The sequence below is a fragment of the Flavobacterium sp. PL12 genome, assembly GCF_039123485.1.
Lineage (GTDB): Bacteria > Bacteroidota > Bacteroidia > Flavobacteriales > Flavobacteriaceae > Flavobacterium > Flavobacterium weaverense.
Genome location: NZ_JBANDI010000005.1, coordinates 72,831 through 92,160 on the forward strand (window position 1 = coordinate 72,831; position 19,330 = coordinate 92,160).

Consider the following 19,330-nt stretch of genomic DNA (forward strand, 5'->3'; position numbering starts at 1 on the left):
ATCTCATCAAATTTATTCATTAAATAAGTCGAAATAGCTTTCCTTAACTAAAGTTTATTATTTGTCAAAGTAAAATAGTATGCCATGAAATTCATAATCATTAAAATCTTTGTTTCTTTGTAAAAACAGTTTTCAAATGATACAGACTAAAAATCTACATAAATATTACGATCAGCTACACGTTCTAAAAGGTGTAGATTTACATATTAAAAAAGGCGAAATTGTTTCCATTGTTGGTGCTTCCGGAGCAGGAAAAACTACCCTTTTACAAATTCTAGGAACGTTAGATAAGCCTAGCCAAGATAATGGTCTCGAGTTGCGAATTAACAGTGAAGATATTTTAAGTATGAATGATAAAACCTTATCTAAATTTAGAAATTTGAATTTAGGTTTTATCTTTCAGTTTCATCAACTTTTACCTGAATTCACAGCATTAGAAAATGTTTGTATCCCAGCATTTATTGCTAACAGACCTAAACAAGAGACCGAGATAGAGGCTAAAAAGCTACTGGATTATCTTGGACTTTCGCATAGAATTAATCACAAGCCTAATGAACTCTCAGGAGGCGAACAACAACGAGTAGCTGTTGCTAGAGCTTTAATTAATAAACCTGCTATTATTTTTGCGGATGAACCTTCAGGAAATTTAGATACTGCCTCGGCAGAAAACTTACATCAACTATTTTTTAAATTAAGAGATGAACTTGGCCAGACTTTTGTAATTGTTACGCACAATGAAGATTTAGCTAATATGGCTGATAGAAAACTAATTATGGTTGATGGACAAATCAGTAATTAAAATCTTTTTTACTTACAAATTCAAAAATAACGTCAGCGCGGTACTTTAAAATTATGAATAAATCAGAGCTCAAAGATTTTCTTGACGAAAAAGTTATTCAATATAACACATTTGATTTTATCGAAAGTGATCCCGTACAGATTCCGCATTTATTTACGCAGAAGGAAGACATAGAAATTTCAGGTTTTTTAAGCGCTACTATTGCTTGGGGAAATCGTAAAATGATAATTAAGAATTCACATCGAATGATGGACTTGATGGGAAATGCACCCTACGATTTTGTAATGTCACACAATGAAAATGATTTGGAGCGACTAGAAACTTTTGTCCACCGAACTTTTAATGGAGGTGATTTCTCAAGTTTTATAAAAAGTTTGAAACACATTTATCAAAATAATGGCGGTCTTGAAGCCGTTTTTACCAAGCATCAAGAAAAAGACTCTATGCTAAAAAGTATTCATGAGTTTAAGAAAGTATTTTTTGAGATTCCACATCTTAGCAGAACTCAAAAACACATTTCAGATCCGTTAAATAATTCAGCGGCAAAAAGGATAAATATGTACTTGCGATGGATGATACGGCAAGATAATAATGGTGTTGATTTTGGAATATGGAATAGTATATCGCCATCCTCATTATCTTGTCCGCTTGACGTTCATTCTGGCAACGTAGCCCGAAAATTAGGTTTGTTGACTCGAAAGCAAAATGATGGAAAAGCACTTGCGGAATTAGATCTACAACTTCGAAAATTAGACAAGAAGGATCCCGTTAAATATGATTTCGCTCTCTTCGGCCTTGGCGTATTTGAAGGCTTTTAACATAGTAAAAACTAAGTCATTGTTTTTATCGTAAATGTCTCTATCTTTATGCACATAATTACCAAAGAAGTAGTCCCCTCTATTTCCTAGATAATAAATACCACTATAAACTTAAAAATAACAGAAAGATGAGAACCTACTTAAATCTTATAGAAAAAAAAAGCAAGCCATTGAATTGCCTTTTTTCAGCGGAGAGAGCCTATTTTAAAAGCTTTTTGCTTACTTCGATTGAACGTTTTAAATTAAAACAGCTTTGTAGTACTATCTAGTTAAAAGTTTTTTATTGCTTTTTAACTTAGTAAAAGTTTAGAACCTGATTTTCAAAATTTTGCATTTACAAGTTATTCAAATTATCACACATAATTTGTTTACACGATTAAAGCTGCATTTATTCACTGTCATTTTATACAGTTTATACAATTGCAATTTTACCTTTTACATATTTTGAGTCAATTGTTTAAGCTTCTTCAGTTAAAATTCAATAATAATTTTTTTTCTACTGCACGTATCGACTTTACTTAATAATTAAAAGTTTTTGAACACTTTTAAAAATAAGTTTAGAAATAGAAAACTTAGCTCAATCAAAGAAAACATGAAGGAAAATCATCAATATTACGAATTAGACGCACCAAAAAGAGCGCAGAATAATTCTATAAATAACAATCAAACTGATAAGAGCGCTACTAAAAAAGTAGTTTTAGCCGAAGACAATTCTCTATTACTATTATTGCTTAAATTTAGACTGCAAAAAGAAGGATACGAAATCCTAACGGCAACAAACGGAAAAGAAGCACTAGAACTTATACAAGAACACAAGCCAGAATTAGTGTTAACGGATATAATGATGCCTTTTGTCAGCGGACTTGAAATTATAAGTCATGTTAGAAATAAATTAAAACTGGAAACTCCTATCATTATCTTCTCAGCTGCAGGGCAAGAAGAAATTGTGATTAAAGCTTTTGACCTAGGAGCAACAGATTTTATGAGTAAACCAATAAGTCCAAACGAACTAATAATAAGAGTAAAAAAATTACTGCATTAAACAAATAGAAAAAGCAGTACTTAGTATTTTATGAATATATACAATTATCTTTTAGATTATATAAATGAAGCGGCTCTTATAATACAAGTAGCATGGGCTATGACCGTTCTTTTTATTGTAATTATTATTCCTCTTATCATTTATTTAAAATATACAAGAACTCATTTAAGAAAACAAGAAAGAGCAATTGCCGTATATGAAAAGAAATATGAATCCTATCTAATAAACTATTTATATGCTGGTAATGATGATGAAGAAATAAGCAAAGAACAGCAGGTTATAATAAATCAGTTAAAAAACTCAGTACAAGAACCATATAAAAAAAAATATTAATTTCAGTATTAGTAAAATTACAAAATGAGATTTCAGGTGAAACTGCCGATTCCATTCAGCAACTCTATTTCCATACTGGTTTGCTTCAATATGCACTGTACCGCTTAAGACATAAAAAATGGTATGTTATTGCTAAAGGAATTCGGGAATTAAAGCAATTTCATATACGAGAAGTGCAGGATGAGGTTATGCTTCACATTAATCATCCAAGAAGAGAAGTTCGTAAGGAGATGCAATTATATATGGTTAATCTTTTCTACTTTGAAGGATTACACTTTTTAGATCAATTAGAAACACCGCTTTCTGAGTGGGACCAAATTCAATTATTAGGTGCGTTAGAAAGATTGCAAAGTCAAAACATTTTTTCAGTCAACTCTTGGCTTCGCTCTTCAAATGATTCAGTGGTTTTTTTCGCACTCAAATTAGCGAAGATTTACAATCAATTCGATTCCGTTGATGAACTTTTAAAATTACTACATCATAATAATGAACAAGTACGAATTGATTCCATCGGAGTGCTTAGCTACCTAGATGTTTTAGAAGCAAAAGAAATTTTAAAACTGGATATTGCTCATCGTTCGCTCGACGAAAAAATTGCGTTTTTTAAAATGATGGAGAATTTATACCAAAAAACTGATGAAGAATTTTTGGTAAAATATATATATGACGAAAATTTTGAAATTAAAGTTTCCGCTTTAAAAATCTTTAAAAAACTGAATAAAGAAAAATTTGAAAGTCTTAAGTTTGAGAATGCTGATCCCAATTTTTTGCGAATAGTTAACTTTCTACAAAATAATTAGATATGATTAGTACTATAGCTCAGATCATTATTGACCTATTTCATTATTTATTTTTCATTTATAGTATAAGTGCGATAATCTCTTACCTCATATTGGCTTATATTTCAGCTATAGAAACCATAGAATATAAACGTAAGAATAGCTTTGTCAATTATAAAGAAATAATGTCTTCAAACATTTCACCTTCGATTTCTATTATTGCTCCAGCTTATAATGAAAGTCTTAATATTGTTGAAAACGTGCGCTCTCTACTGTCTAGTCATTATGTGAACTACGACGTAATTATTATAAATGACGGTAGTAAAGATGATAGTTTGCATAAATTAATTGAAGTCTACGATCTTATTGAAGTTGATTATCTTATAAATGAACAAATTCCAACGATGCCACTTCGGGCAGGTGTTTTTAAATCGACAAATCCCGCATTTGAAAAACTTATTATAGTCGACAAAGAAAATGGAGGAAAAGCAGATGCTTTAAATATGGGTTTGAATATCAGTAAAAGTAAGTATGTCGCTTGTATTGATGTAGACTGTCTTTTACTAGAAGATTCGCTTCAAAAAATGATAAAACCTTTTCTCGAAATAACAGATAGAACTGTTATTGCTGCAGGAGGAGTTATTAGAATATCAAATTCTTGCATTGTAAAAGAAGGAAAACTTCACGATGTTAATTTTCCAAAAAAACTAATTGAGCAAGGACAAATACTAGAATACATTCGAGCATTTTTATTGGGTCGAATGGCTTGGAGCAGACTCAATGGATTATTAGTAATCTCAGGAGCTTTTGGTCTATTTGATAAAAAAATAGCTATTCAAGTTGGTGGTTACGATAAAAACACTGTTGGTGAGGACATGGAGTTAGTTGTAAGAATGCGGGGTTACATGGAGGAGATTAAGCAAAAATACAAAGTAGCTTATATTCCTGATCCTTTATGCTGGACTGAAGCTCCTGACAATTATAAAATATTTACTTCACAAAGAAATAGATGGACGCGAGGAACAATTGAAACTTTAAGAAAACATCGTAAAATTGGATTTAATCCAAAATACAATATTTTAGGAATGCTAAGTTATCCGTATTGGTTCTTTTTTGAAAGAATGGCACCTGTAATCGAATTTGTGGGAATATTATATTTTGGAATATTAATAATAACCGATAAAATTAAGTGGGATTATGCCTTTGCCTTTATTATCTTGGCGTACTTATTTACTGTTTTCTTTTCGTTAATAGCAATAATTACAGAAGAATTGACGTACCATCAATATAAGAAAAAAGGAACAGGTATTCACTTAATAACAATTGCTTTTTTAGAACCGTTTGTTAATCATCCTTTTATTTTATACGCTGCTATGAGAGGGAATTTTGATTATTATTTTAATAAAAAGAAAAAATGGGGAGAAATGACCAGAAAAGGAATGGCTAAAGCTTAATATCACGTTAGATGAAATCAAAAATCAATTATAAAAACAGTTTAGAATATCTCTGTTCTACCCTATCATTAATTATTATCTTTTGCTTACTGAGTTTAATTGAAATTTTTAAAAATTTCGAAATTCAGCTTTTTGCGTATAAAGTTATAAATGACTTTTTTACTGGAATATTAATTGGAATCATTTTTTTACCGCTTTATATTCTTTTAAAATATATTAAAAACACTGCTGCAATTACTGTTATTAACGTTCTGTTCTGCATTATAGCTTTAATACAGTTGGGATTAATAGGTTATAGCTTAACGACTCACATAAATCTGGGAGCAGATTTGCTAGGTTATTCAATGAGTGATATGTACACGACAGTGACGGCTTCGTTATCCATAACATTCCTAACATTTTTACCTTTTATAGTGCTACCAATTATTTATTTTGGTCTTACTCGTTTGTTTAAAAGATTTGACGATAAAATAAATTCTATAATTTTATTAGGTGTAATTCTACTTTTTGGAACTGTAAATATGATTTTGTCAAGTGAAATTAAACCAAATGCGCAGAATAAAATTAATTTCTTATTAAGCGATATCATTCGAGCCAAAAGCGATAACAATTTTGCGACTGAAGGGAACAATACTTTCAAGACAGAATTTCCTTTAGAACAAGCTTCAGAGACAAATAAAGATGTGTTAGCACCATTTTTCAACATCGATAAAAATAAGAATCCCAACATCGTTTTTATTATTATAGAGGGATTAGGTAGTGATTTTACAGATGAAGGAGAATATAGTGGCTTTACTCCTTATTTAGATTCACTGACCAAGAAATCTCTATACTGGAAAAACTTTGTTAGTAATGCCGGTAGAACTTTTGGCGCATTGCCTTCTTTGATGGGTTCGTTGCCTTTCGGCGAAAATGGATTTATGGAGCTTAATCCGCTTCCTAAGCACAATTCATTAATAAGCATTTTAAAATCCAATGGATATGCTACTAATTATTACTGCGGAGACGAATCAACTTTCGATAGAAAAAGTAATTTTCTAGAATATAATGGTATCGATAAAATTATTGATATAAATAAATTTGGTCCAGGATATGAAATGACAAAAGAAAATTCAGGAGGATTTTCTTGGGGCTATCCAGATGCTGAAATATATCGTAAAACTTTATCGGAATTAAAGGATAATAATAAACCGAGATTAGATATTATAATGACATTGACAAATCACGAGCCTTTTGATTTTCCAGCGCGCAAAGAGTATTTACAAAAAGTTCAAACTAAACTGAGTAGTAAATCAAATTCAGAGAAAAACAAATTCAATGAATATAAAGATATTTTTGCGTGTTTGCTGTACACGGATAATTCTCTAAAAAACTTTATGGAGGCTTATTCTAAAAGAGCAGATTACGCTAATACAATTTTTATAATTACAGGAGATCACAGACTAATTCCAGTTCCACAAAAAGATAATTTATCACGTTTTCACGTTCCTTTTTACATTTACAGTCCACTTCTTAAGAAAACGGCAGTCATAAAATCGATCTCTGCACACACAGATGTCACGCCAAGTTTAGTTTCTTTTCTAACCAACAATTATAGATTAAATAAATTAGATAAAACAACGTGGATTGCGCAAGGTCTTGATACTGTGCGAGAATTTAGAAATATACACAGCATTCCGATAATGCGCTACAAAGGCAGCATAAATGATTATATTTATAAAGAATATTTTTACTCAGATGGTTCAGTATTTAAGATCGATGAAAAATTTAACATCAGTGAAACAAGTGGCGCTATTCAAGAGACAATCAAAAGCTCCTTTAATGATTTTAAAAGACTAAATTCCTATTTAACGACAAAGAATAAAATAACAAATACGGCATCAAATTTTATTAAGCCAGTTTATAAATTTAATAAAGAAGAGCTTGCCACTATAAAAAAACTAACTAAAGGATTAGATCGCGATCAAATTTTCTTTTTAGCGAGAGATTTAGCATTCAAAAAAGAGCGTGCTAATGCAAAATTATTATGCAACTATATTTTAAATGACTTACCTAATTATGGTGATGTACGAACGCTAAAAGGCAGGATTCTGGCATGGGATGGAGATTATAAAAATGCTGAAAAAGAATTATTAGAAGTCATTGATAGAACACCATTTTATACTGATTCATATGTAGCACTAATGGATGTTTACTGGTGGTCTGGCCAAAATAAAAAAGCAGTTGCGATAGGAAAGAAGGCATTGAGTAATCAAATTAGTGATCCTAAATTGAGTTATAAAGTTGCTCAAGCATATAAAAGAATTAATAATAGTAAAGAAGCAATCAAAATTATTGACAGTCTCTTAACTGTAGATAGTGGAAACAAAGAATACTTAAATTTTAAAAAATCGACATACAAATGAGCACCAAAATACTACTAAAACTAACGTTCATCGTAGCACTTTTTGCCTCTATGCAAATGCATGCACAAGAAAAGGTTTATAATGGAGATCCAGATGCTTCTTTTGAGACAGCTAGGAATTTAGCGTTCAATCAGCAACGAAAACAAGCTCAGGATACATTGCTTCATATTTTAACAAAGTATCCTGACTATCATGAAATACGCGCATTTCTCGCAACAACTTATTCTTGGGATGGAGATTACAAAAAGTCTAGAAAATTATTCAATACGATTTTCGAAAAAGATGTAAAAAATAAGGAAACTTGGATTGCAGCTATAAAAAATGAGCTCTGGGCAGATTTACCTTTTGCAGCATTAGAAATGAGTAATAATGCGCTCAAGATATTCCCTAACGATCCAGAATTACTGTATTTGAAAGCAAGTGCTCAAGAAAATACTAATAATCCTATCGATGCGTTAACAACCATTCAAACTGTTTTAGATAGTAATTCTCAAGATCAAAAAGCTATAGATTACAAAGCATCGCTCGATAAATTACTTCGAAAAAATGCAATTGGAATCAATGCTGCTGTAGATTTATACTCATCAGTATTTGACCCTATGCAGTATTACTCACTTAAATATAGCCGACAAACTAAATACGGAAGTATAAGTCCTAAATTAAATCTAAACCGCCGTTTTAATGAAAATGGAGCACAGTTTGAAGTCGATTTATATCCCAAGATAGCAAAAGGCTTATACGCTTACGTGAATTTAGGAGTATCAAATTCATTCCTTTTTCCGGATGTTAAGTTTGGTGCTGAGCTTTATCAGTCATTACCCAAAAGCTTTGAAGTTTCTCTTGGATTTAGAACCTTAAAATATTCATCTACAACTAATATATATACCGGTTCTTTAGGATGGTATACAGGAAACAGTTACTGGTCATTCCGTCCCTACTTTACCCCTGGCGAAACTGGAACGAGCAAATCTGGAACGTTAACTTATAGAAGATATCGCAGCGACGCTGATAATTACTTAGGAATGTCTATTGGGATGGGATTTTCTCCTGAGATTAACCAACTACAATTTAATGCAAATGATGCACAAATTGTAAATCTTGAATCGCAAAAATTTAATATTGGTTATTACTTTACAACATCAAATAAACAAAATGCTTGGGGAGCACAATTTGGCGTGGCGCATCAAGAAATAGTTTTTGATCAAGGAAATTTCTTCTGGATTTACTCTCTAGCATTATCTTGGGAATTAAAATTTAAATAAAATAGTTGCTAATTATATTTATAAACCTCTTCTTCGAACACGTCGGTGAAGAGGTTATAATTTTACCAAATTTTAACAACTTCTCAAGAAATAGAATTGCATTTTAAAGTCTACTGAGTTTGACGCTAAATTACTTTGATATTAGAGAAGATAAAAAATTCACTTTTTAATGAGATATTTGCAACATATATGATTGCATTTTAGAAACCACAACGATTTCCCTTTCAGTACTTTTTTACTTCGTGTAACTAACAGTGTATCAAAACATAAAAAAGAATTGAAGCAACTTTATACTATACTTTTTATTCTTGCTTTCTCCGGAATACAGGCGCAAAATAATTACTTCGAGGAATGGTATTCCGCTGAAAAAGAAGATATACCGCAAAATTCAATTAAAAGTATTGCTCCTGATAAACATGTATTTTTATGGATGTCAACTGAGAACGGTTTACTTCGATTTGATGGTAGAAAATTTAAGGTTTATAATAGTTCAAACACTAATTTAAAATCAAATAGATTCGCATATATAAGTGGTAATATTGAAAATGATTCATTGACTGTACACACTGCTCATCATCTTGACAGTTTTATTATAAACCAGCGAACAATATAGAAAAATAATAAGGCTGAAAAAAACATTATAGATCAAGCGAATACGAAAAATAATTTTGAAGAAGTTTTGATTTAAAATTTGGTTTCATCCATCTTAATTTGAAATCACTAACTTAAAAATAAAATTGCAAAAAAATAATTTAAGGATTATATTAAAACAACCTCTGAATTTATATAAGCAAAACCATTTATCGCTCATTTCACTTTGAAAAAAAAATAGTTAAAAAAATTTTTAAGTAATCACTTTACTTTTAAAATCGTAATCTTTGAAACTACATAATAAATAGTAAAGCATGATTCCAGCTCGATTTAGTTTTACATTCATTTTTCTAATGATAGTTTTTTTAAACCAAAGATCTATGGCGCAAAATACGATAGTAATAGAGGATAATTCTGCAATTCAAAATTGTATTCAGATAGAAAATGAAGCAGCAAAGCCGTCGGCAGAGATTTTAAAAAAGTATTTAGATCAAAGTTTTTTAAATCCATTTTTAGTAGAAACTGAAAGTCTAAATTCAAACGCTACAATCCACCTTTCAATAACAAATCCCAAGAATAAAAAAGAAGAAAATAGCTTTACTATTAAGAGTGATAACAAAGATATATTTCTGGAAGCCTCTAATGAAAAATTCCTTCGTTATGCTGTTTATACCTTATTAGAGCAATGGGGTTTTAGGAAATTTACAGCTACAGCTTTCTATTATCCAAAATTAAACGAGCTAACTTATCCAAAAAACTCCGTTAAAACATATCGTCCTTCTTTTGACTATCGCGCTCTTTATTATCCAGATGCTTTTGATTCTGATTTTAGAGAATGGCATAAACTAGATTGGCATCCAAATGATTTCAGCGTTTGGGGACATTCCTTCAACACGCTTCTACCGGCTAAAGATTATTTTAAATCTAATCCCGAGTATTTTGCATTTTCTGATGGTGAACGAAGATCTGAATCGCTTTGCATGACTAGCGATAACGCATTAGCACTTATTGTAAAAAAAATGGGAAAGCTTATTGCTGAAAATCCAAATGCTTCTTTTATATCAGTAAGTCAAAATGACGAATCTATATACTGTGAATGTGATGGATGTAAATTACAAAATAAAAAACATGGAGGACCGCAGGGCTCTTTGTATTATTTCCTAAACAAGATTTCAAGATATTTTCCACAAACTAAGATTGCAACCTTAGCCTATCAACATACGTTTAGCTCTCCAATAAATCTTAAAATAGAACCTAATATTTACACGTTCCTCTGTCCAATAGAACTAAATCGCGGAAAAGCAATTGAAAAAGAGAATTCAAACGAAGCATTTTTAAAAACAATAAAAGAATGGCAAAAAGTGACTGCAAATTTATATTTGTGGGATTATACTGTTCAGTTCTCGAATTATTTATCACCTTTTCCTAACATTCATACATTTTCAGACAATTATAAATTCTTTCAAGAAAATAATATAAAAGGTCTTTTTGTCCAAGGTTATGCTGACGTTCCAGGAGATTTCTCTGAATTGCGACAATATCTTTTATCGAAGTTACTTTGGGATGATAATGTTGATATAAATAAAACTACAGCAGATTTTTTAAAAGGTTTTTACGGAAGTGGTGAACCTTTTATTGCAGAATATTTAAACCAATTGACTCAAAATCAAGAACAGTCGAACAGAACTTTAGATATATATTCTGGTCCCATTCAAAAAAGAAATACTCTTTTGTCAGCCGTTGCAATGCATCAATACGATATTTTAATTGACAAGGCCGCCGCAGCAGTTCGCGAAGATGCAACGTTGTCATTAAGAGTTAAAAAGTTACGGTTGGCTTTAGAATTTGTCTATTTTGAACAGTCAAAATTTTATGGCCTTGAAAAGCATGGCATGTTTGATTTAGACAAAGATGGACAAAAGGTGGTAAAGGAAGGTCTTACTGAACGAGTAAAAGATTTTGCAAAGACCTGCACTGAATTAGGAATTTACGAATTAAGTGAAGAAGGGATTTCTCCAAACACCTATTATGAAAATTGGTTAGCTATTTCAAAAAGTGTTGTGCATCATCTTGGAGAAAAACTAGAAGTTAAATATTTATCAAATCCTTCACCAGATTATTCTGGGAAAGGAAACTACACGCTCGTTAATGGAATTAAAGGCCATAACGATCACAACATAAATTGGACTGGTTGGTACGGAAATAACCCTGAAATTGAAATCATAAGTAATGGATTAGATTTTAACTGTTTAAAAATTAATTTTCTAGATAATCAGCGAAATTGGATATTTACTCCTAAAAGTCTAAAAGTATTTGGATATATTGAAAACAATTGGGTTTTAATAAAGGAAGTAAAGGCATCCGCATTAGTCGAAAATTATGAAGTTAAATCAATTCAAATCGTAGTTTCAGACTCAAAACTTAGTGGTTTAGAAAAAATAAAAATAGTTGTGGAAAATCAAGATGATTTACCAAGTTGGAGATATAGGAAAAATAAAAAACCAATGGTGATGATTGATGAAATTGAATTCTATAAAAATTAAAAAGATGTAAGTTCTATTATAAATTTCGAAAAAAATTAGACTAGAAGAGCGGATTATAATAGTTGTTTTAAGAAAATAATTAGAGCAAATCATTACAAATTTATGCTACACTCAATTATTTACTTTTTAGAATACTAACTTTACTATTAAATCAGCAACTTCAAAACTTGACAATTTATATTTCAAAACGTAACACTAAATTGATATTCAGCATTACTTTCAAAAAGACTATATTTGCAAAAAATTTAAGCAAATGACTACTTTTGAGCAATTCAATCTTCCTAAATCCGTACAAAAAGCAATTGACGATTTAGGATTTACAACACCGACTCCAATTCAGGAAAAAACTTTTTCTGTGATTATGTCTGGTAGAGATATGATGGGAATCGCTCAAACGGGTACAGGAAAAACATTTGCATACCTATTGCCTCTATTAAAACTGTATAAGTTCACTCCTGGTCACACACCAAAAATTGTTATTCTTGTTCCTACGCGTGAACTAGTTGTTCAAGTTGTTGAGGAAGTGGAAAAACTGACTAAATACATGTCTGTTAGAACAATTGGAATTTTTGGAGGAGTAAACATCAACACTCAAAAAACAACCGTTTATACTGGTTGTGATATCCTTGTGGGAACTCCGGGAAGAATCATGGATTTAACATTGGATAATGTTATCCGTTTTGAAGAAATGCAGAAACTTGTAATCGATGAGTTTGACGAAATGTTGAACTTAGGATTTCGTACGCAACTGACTTCTATTTTGGCTATGATGCCAAAAAAACGTCAAAACATATTGTTTTCGGCAACTATGACGGATGAAGTAGATGCAATTTTGAATGATTTCTTTGATTATCCTGAAGAAGTTACGCTTTCAGCATCTGGAACACCATTAGAAAACATTAAACAAATTACATTCCAAGCACCGAATTTCAACACTAAAATAAATTTATTAAAACATTTACTGCACAATAACGAAGACATGAGTCGCGTGTTAGTATTTGTAAATAATAAAAAAATTGCTGATTTAGTACAAGAACGCATCGAAGAAGAATTTGAAGACCAGTTTGGAGTAATTCACTCTAACAAATCTCAAAATTATCGTTTAAGTACAATGGCTTCGTTTCAAGAAGGTAATCTTCGTGGATTGATTACAACTGATATTATGGCGAGAGGATTGGATATTTCCAATATTACTCATGTCATCAACTTTGAAATGCCTGAACTTCCTGAATTGTATATGCACAGAATAGGTAGAACCGGTCGTGCTGATGCGAAAGGAACTGCGATAAGCTTTGTTGCGCCTCGTGAAGAAGAATACAAAGTAGAGATTGAAGTATTAATGAATACGGAATTATCAATTGAAGAATTCCCTGAAACAGTTGAAATTTCATCAAAATTAATCGAGCCTGAAAAAGACAGACAACCGATGAAGTTTATGATGAAAAAGCAAAAACTTGATGGAGATGGTGCTTTTCAAGAAAAAAGTAAAAAAAACAAGAAAGTCAATCTTGGAGGTCCTGGTGTAACTAAGAAAAAAACACATGGTTCTGTTAATAGAAACATGTTAAAGACTAGAGACAAGAAAAGAAAAGATAAGAATAAATAATAGTGTTCAGAAAAAAATAGTGTTCAGTGCTCAGTTATTTAGTGTTCAGAAAGTAAACTGAACACTAAATAGTTGTTTCGGCCCACTACCTACTTAGTACTGCTGACCGAACACTGATAACTCACACCTACTTCTTCCCAAAAACCAAACATACTGGAGCACACAATGTGATTTTCTTACCTGTATCTGTTAAGCTTCCTGTAGTTTTATTTCGTTTAAAAATTACAACATCGTTTGTGTATTGATGTGCTATTAAAAGAAATTTTCCAGTTGGATCTATTGCAAAACTTCTAGGTCCGTTTCCTCCCGTAGAAGTTTGTTCCTTTTTTTCTAATTTCCCATTTTTTAGTATTTTAAAAATTGAAATATCATTAGCAGTTCCGCGATTAGTTGCGTACAAAAATTTACCGTCAGGCGAAATATGAATATCAGCAGCGCCATTGGTTCCTTTGAAATCTTTTGATACGACTGTGTTTTCTTCTATTTTTTCAAGAGTTCCTTTTAAATACCTAAAAACTGTAACTGTACCATCATTTTCCTGCAGCAAATAAACAAATTTTCCATTTTTGCTAAAGGTTAAATGTCTTGGACCACTCCCTAATTTCGCTAAAATACTATCTTTTTTTTTCAAAATTAGGTCTGTAGCATTTGGGTCATACTCGTAGGAATATATTTTATCGATACCTAAATCGGTTGCCAAAAGATATTTTTTATCAGGAGAAAAGCTAACCATATGTGCATGCGGTACTTTTGGTTTTTGAGTTTGACTTAATTCAGTATTATGTTGAACTATTTGTTTTGCCTTAGTAATACTTCCATCATTATTACGGCCAAAAACAGAAATACTTCCACTTGAATAATTAGCAACTATTACATTTTTTTTATCATTAATGATATAACAAGGATCAGCACCTTTAGCACTTTCAATGTTTATTAGATCCATTTTCCCTGAAGAAGACTTATAATCGAATGCGCTTACTGTACTTTTATCACCGTTTTCATTGACAGAGTAGATGTATTTATTGTCACTTGAAATACTTAAAAAACTTGGGTTGATTACGTTTTCTGTACTATTTTTAAAATTAAAATTTCCTGTTTTAGCATCAAAATCATAAACATAGATCCCTTTACTATCGCACTTAGTAGTGTATGTACCAATTAACAAATTAGACTTGTTTTTTTGAGCTTGCGCGCTTGCAATTGTAAAAATAAATAGAAGAAAGGCAACCGAATTTTTCATGTTTGTCGAATTATTAAAAAGCTAAAATAAACATTATATTTAAATAGAAAATCAAATAGTCTATAGTTTGAAAATTTATAACAACTTAATCTAAAACTATAAACAAATTTGTATTTTTGGCTGATATAATTCAATAAGATTCATTCAAATTATGAATCAGAGAAGTTAATACAAACTCAGAATGCATTTTAAACATCCCGAAATTTTATATTTTCTTTTCGCATTAATTGTTCCAATTCTGGTGCACCTATTCCAATTAAGACGTTTCAAAAAAGAATATTTCACTAACGTTCGGTTCCTGAAAGCACTTTCCATTCAAAGTAGAAAAAGTTCAAGAATAAAAAAGTGGTTACTTCTAGCCTCTCGCCTACTATTACTTTTTTGTATCATCGTAGCTTTTGCGCAACCGTTTTTTGAATCTAAAGACAGTAAAAACGCAAGCAATGAATTGTACATAATACTAGATAATTCCTTTAGTATGCAAGCAAAAGGAAAAAAAGGGGAATTACTCAAAAGAGCTGTACAAGAATTACTTGAAGAAACTCCAGAAAAAGTAAATTTCTCCTTACTTACAAATTCAGATAATTATTGAAATACTGATATTAAATCAATTCGCAGCGAATTACAGAATTTACAGTACAGCGCAAGCCCTTTTAAATTAGATAATATAATGGCCAAACTGAAAGCACATAAAACCGCTTTAAAAAAAGACATCGTAATCATAACAGATGGTATTGGCATCGACCAGAAACAATTAAAAAATATCGGTGATAAAAACGTTGCTACATTTATTATCGAAAAAGCAGTTCCTAAAAACAATGTTTCACTCGACAGCGTACTTATTCAAAAGACATTAGATAATTTTTACGAAATTAGTATCCAATTATCAGGATACGGTAATAATTTTGAACCGACGCCTATTTCTCTCTACAATAACAAATCATTAATTGCCAAGACGACTGTCACTTTAGAAAATATAAAGAAAAATATCAACTTTACTATTCCAAAAACTGATTTTCACGGTTATGCCTCGATTGAAGACAATGGCCTTCCTTATGATAATAAATACTATTTCAGCATCTCTAAGCCAAAGAAAGTTAATGTTATAAGCATTGGGGAAGCTGTAAAAAATAATTTTCTCAGCCGTATTTATACTGCTGATGAATTCACATTTGAAAGTAGTACGTTAATCTCTTTAGACTATAATAAACTAGAAGAGCAAGATGTTATAGTTTTGAATGAAGTAGATGATATCCCGCAAGCATTAATTACTACTTTAATATCTTTTATAAAGAAAGGAGGAAACCTTGTTGTAATTCCTTCAGCGCTATGCTCGATTTCAAATTTAAATTCCTTGCTGTCTAATTTTGGTAATCTTAAATTTAATTCATTAGAAAATAAAGAAAAATTGATAACGAAAATTAACTTCAATCATCCAATTTACAGTAACGTTTTTGAGAAGAAAGTTGTTAATTTCCAATATCCAAAAACTAACAAATCATTTTCATTGACAAATACAACTCCAGCAATATTGTCACACGAGGATCAAAGCACTTTTTTAACCTCGATTAATAATGCAATTGGACAAATTGCAGTTTTCTCAGCGCCTTTAAATGTGGAGAATTCAAATTTCCAGCAGTCACCTCTAATTGTACCCACTTTCTATAAGCTGGCAATGCAGAATCAAAATAGTGGCGTGAATGCTCTAATAGTAGGAAATAGTAATTCCCACCTGACTAACGTCACCCTTAATAAAGATGATATTTTAGTGGTAAAGGGAGATGAAAACAAATTTATTCCGCTGCAACAAATTTTAACTAATAAGATAAAAATGACTTTTAATAACAGTCCTACTCAAGCTGGAAATTATACTATTTTTAATAAAAAAGAAAGAATAGAAAATATTAGCTTTAATTACGATAGATCAGAAAGTGATTTGACTTTAAGTTCTCAAAATCTTTTATCAAACTACAAAACAGTCGAATCTATAAAATCGCTATTCGACAACTTACAAACGGACCGAACGGATAATCAAATTTGGAAATGGTTTGTTATCTTTGCACTGTTATTTCTAATTACAGAAATGGCAATTATAAGATTCGTGAAATAAATAACGAAGTTCAAATAATTAAAAATTAAATATGAAGTTAATCATCAGAGACGCCAAAATTATCGATTCTCAAAGTCCTTTTCACAACAAGACTGTAGATATTTTAATTGTTGATGGTTTAATAGAAAAAATAGGGACATCGCTTCCAAATTCTGAAGCTGTAGAAGAATTGAAATTTGATAATCTACATGTCTCACAAGGTTGGTTTGACAGTAGCGTTTCACTAGGTGAACCAGGTTTTGAAGATCGTGAAACTATTGCAAACGGACTTTCAACGGCAGCAAAAAGTGGTTTTACAGCAATAGCATTGCAACCTAACTCCTATCCTATTATTGACAATCAGTCTCAAGTAAATTTTGTTTTGAACAAAGCTTCAGGATTTGCAACTCAACTTTATCCTATAGGTGCTTTGACTAAAGAGAGCGCAGGTAAAGATATGGCGGAATTATTTGACATGAAAAAGGCAGGTGCAATTGCTTTTGGAGACTATAATAAAAGTTTAGACAATGCTAATCTTCTTAAAATCGCTTTACAATACGTACAAGATTTTGATGGACTAACTATCGCTTTTTCGCAGGATGAAAATATAAAAGGAAATGGCGTAGCTAACGAAGGAATTGTTTCTACAAGATTAGGACTAAAAGGAAATCCGAATTTAGCAGAAGAATTACAAATTGCAAGAAATTTATTTTTACTCGAATATACCGGAGGAAAACTACATATTCCAACGGTCTCTACAAAAAAATCAGTGCAACTAATTAAAGACGCTAAATCCAATGGATTGAACGTAAGTTGTAGTGTAGCGGTTCATCATCTTGTCCTGACAGATGAAAAGTTAGAGGGTTTTGATACACGATTTAAAGTTTCACCACCTCTGCGAACAGATTCGGATAGAAAAGCGTTGCTGAAAGGTATAAAAGATGGCACAATAGACATGATTACTTCAGATCATAATCCTATCGATATCGAGCATAAAAAGATGGAGTTTGACGGTGCTAAAAATGGTACAATTGGTCTTGAAAGCGCTTTTGGTGCATTAATGACTGTTTTACCACTAGAAGTAGTGGTTGATAAATTAACTTCCGGAAAAGCAAGGTTTGGAATCGAAATTCAAACGATTAATGAAGGGTCAAAAGCAAATATGACTTTATTTAATCCAAAATCAAAAAGTGTTTTTACAAAAGTGAATATACTTTCAAAATCGAAAAATTCAGCTTTTCTGGGAACAGAAATACAAGGAAAAGTTCATGGTATTTTAAACCAAGGACAATTAATTTTAGCATAATAAAATGAATGAAACTATAGAAACAGGAAAAACGGCAGCTATTACTAGTTATATATTAGGAATAGGTGTGTTTATTGCTATGTCAATGAATTCAGAAGACAAGAACGCATTTGCTTCATTTCATATTAGACAAGGTTTAGGAATTACTTTAACCTTCATATCATTAGGACTAGTTATCAGTAATTTTGATAGCATGATGATTTCTGCACCAATGTGGATTTTCGTACTTGTGCTTTGGTCTTACGGAATTACAAGCGCAATAAAGGGGGAAACAAAACCAGTTCCATTATTAGGAAATTATTTTCAAAAGTGGCTTTCAAGCATATCTTAAATTTTAACTTAAAAGTCTCTTATCTTTCTCGACTTTAAAATATTGCTTGAGATTATAAAAAAATACAAAAATGAAATTATCTTTAGAATACAAAATTCGTGAACCAAAAGTAAAATTAGATAAAAACCCACTTCTTTTACTTTTACACGGTTATGGCAGCAATGAAGCTGATTTATTCTCGTTTGCAGAAGAATTGCCAGAAGAATATTATATTATATCAGCGCGCGCGCCCTATGATATGCAATATGGAAGTTATGCTTGGTACGCAATAAACTTTGATGCAGATCAAAATAAATTTTCAGATAACGAACAAGCTAAAACTTCGAGAGATTTGATTGCTAAATTCATTGATGAATTAGTTCAAAACTATCCTATTGATGCAACTAATGTATCATTAATTGGCTTTAGCCAAGGATCAATTTTAAGTTATGCAGTGGCATTATCCTATCCAGAAAAAGTACAGCAAGTTGTTGCGATGAGTGGATACTTAAATCTAGACATCGTTGCGGATGACTACCTAAAAAATACCTTATCAAATTTAAGAATATTTGCTTCGCATGGAACAGTAGATCAAGTAATTCCAGTAGATTGGGCACGAAAAACGCCTGCTATTTTAGAAAACCTCGGCGTGGCTGTTACTTACAAGGAGTATCCAATAGGTCACGGAGTTGCACCGCAAAATTTTTACGATTTTAAAAATTGGTTAGTGAACCAAAAGTAGAAGAATCAATC

General features: G+C 31.2%; 17 protein-coding genes. 16 read left to right on the forward strand and 1 reads right to left on the reverse strand.

From position 1 onward, the window contains the following. Positions 1-136 precede the first annotated feature (136 nt). The 11 genes from RCH19_RS03895 to RCH19_RS03945 all read left to right on the forward strand — a co-directional run bounded on the left by RCH19_RS03895 (position 137) and on the right by RCH19_RS03945 (position 13,632). Entirely contained in the window at positions 137-799 is a 663-nt protein-coding gene (locus RCH19_RS03895; RefSeq protein WP_343022119.1) for an ABC transporter ATP-binding protein, read from the forward strand. Positions 800-852: 53 nt separating this feature from the next. Continuing rightward, positions 853-1,617 carry a TIGR02757 family protein gene (locus tag RCH19_RS03900; protein ID WP_343022120.1) on the forward strand — a complete coding sequence of 255 codons (765 nt, stop codon included), beginning with the start codon at positions 853-855 and terminating at the stop codon, positions 1,615-1,617. Between the two features lie 592 nt (positions 1,618-2,209). After that, positions 2,210-2,659, forward strand: coding sequence for a response regulator (locus RCH19_RS03905; RefSeq protein WP_343022121.1), 450 nt, complete (start codon positions 2,210-2,212; stop codon positions 2,657-2,659). 30 nt (positions 2,660-2,689) lie between these two features. Beyond that, positions 2,690-2,992: a hypothetical protein gene (locus RCH19_RS03910; RefSeq protein WP_343022122.1), complete on the forward strand. Its 303-nt coding sequence runs from the start codon at positions 2,690-2,692 to the stop codon at positions 2,990-2,992. Positions 2,993-3,072: 80 nt separating this feature from the next. Continuing rightward, entirely contained in the window at positions 3,073-3,792 is a 720-nt protein-coding gene (locus RCH19_RS03915) for a hypothetical protein (protein WP_343022123.1), read from the forward strand. Positions 3,793-3,794: 2 nt separating this feature from the next. After that, positions 3,795-5,225 carry a glycosyltransferase gene (locus RCH19_RS03920; RefSeq protein WP_343022124.1) on the forward strand — a complete coding sequence of 477 codons (1,431 nt, stop codon included), beginning with the start codon at positions 3,795-3,797 and terminating at the stop codon, positions 5,223-5,225. Between the two features lie 11 nt (positions 5,226-5,236). Next, positions 5,237-7,630, forward strand: coding sequence for a sulfatase-like hydrolase/transferase (locus RCH19_RS03925; protein WP_343022125.1), 2,394 nt, complete (start codon positions 5,237-5,239; stop codon positions 7,628-7,630). Continuing rightward, the gene (locus tag RCH19_RS03930) at positions 7,627-8,892 is read left to right on the forward strand and encodes a YaiO family outer membrane beta-barrel protein (RefSeq protein ID WP_343022126.1); all 1,266 of its coding nucleotides are present in this window, start codon (positions 7,627-7,629) and stop codon (positions 8,890-8,892) included. The genes RCH19_RS03925 and RCH19_RS03930 overlap by 4 nt, the downstream gene beginning before the upstream one ends. Before the next feature lie 277 nt (positions 8,893-9,169). Further along, positions 9,170-9,505 carry a hypothetical protein gene (locus RCH19_RS03935; protein WP_147440540.1) on the forward strand — a complete coding sequence of 112 codons (336 nt, stop codon included), beginning with the start codon at positions 9,170-9,172 and terminating at the stop codon, positions 9,503-9,505. 358 nt (positions 9,506-9,863) lie between these two features. Then, positions 9,864-12,026 (forward strand): DUF4838 domain-containing protein, encoded by a 2,163-nt coding sequence (locus RCH19_RS03940; protein ID WP_343022127.1) that lies wholly within the window; start codon positions 9,864-9,866, stop codon positions 12,024-12,026. A gap of 253 nt (positions 12,027-12,279) precedes the next feature. After that, on the forward strand, positions 12,280-13,632 hold the full coding sequence (locus RCH19_RS03945; RefSeq protein WP_121925595.1) for a DEAD/DEAH box helicase: 1,353 nt from the start codon (positions 12,280-12,282) through the stop codon (positions 13,630-13,632). Between the two features lie 127 nt (positions 13,633-13,759). On the opposite strand, the gene RCH19_RS03950 is transcribed toward RCH19_RS03945, so the two are convergent. Further along, a complete protein-coding gene (locus RCH19_RS03950; protein WP_343022128.1) occupies positions 13,760-14,872 on the reverse strand; it encodes a lactonase family protein in 1,113 nt (370 codons plus the stop codon). Between the two features lie 181 nt (positions 14,873-15,053). Between RCH19_RS03950 and RCH19_RS03955 the strand changes: the two genes are divergently transcribed. From RCH19_RS03955 to RCH19_RS03975, 5 genes are all read left to right on the forward strand, one after another. Further along, on the forward strand, positions 15,054-15,464 hold the full coding sequence (locus RCH19_RS03955; RefSeq protein ID WP_343022129.1) for a BatA domain-containing protein: 411 nt from the start codon (positions 15,054-15,056) through the stop codon (positions 15,462-15,464). A gap of 78 nt (positions 15,465-15,542) precedes the next feature. Then, entirely contained in the window at positions 15,543-16,982 is a 1,440-nt protein-coding gene (locus tag RCH19_RS03960; RefSeq protein ID WP_343022130.1) for a hypothetical protein, read from the forward strand. A gap of 31 nt (positions 16,983-17,013) precedes the next feature. Beyond that, positions 17,014-18,267 carry a dihydroorotase gene (locus tag RCH19_RS03965; RefSeq protein ID WP_343022131.1) on the forward strand — a complete coding sequence of 418 codons (1,254 nt, stop codon included), beginning with the start codon at positions 17,014-17,016 and terminating at the stop codon, positions 18,265-18,267. 4 nt (positions 18,268-18,271) lie between these two features. Further along, a complete protein-coding gene (locus RCH19_RS03970; RefSeq protein ID WP_343022132.1) occupies positions 18,272-18,598 on the forward strand; it encodes a hypothetical protein in 327 nt (108 codons plus the stop codon). A 70-nt stretch (positions 18,599-18,668) separates the two neighbouring features. Further along, positions 18,669-19,319, forward strand: coding sequence for an alpha/beta fold hydrolase (locus RCH19_RS03975; protein WP_343022133.1), 651 nt, complete (start codon positions 18,669-18,671; stop codon positions 19,317-19,319). The last annotated feature ends 11 nt before the right edge of the window (positions 19,320-19,330 follow it).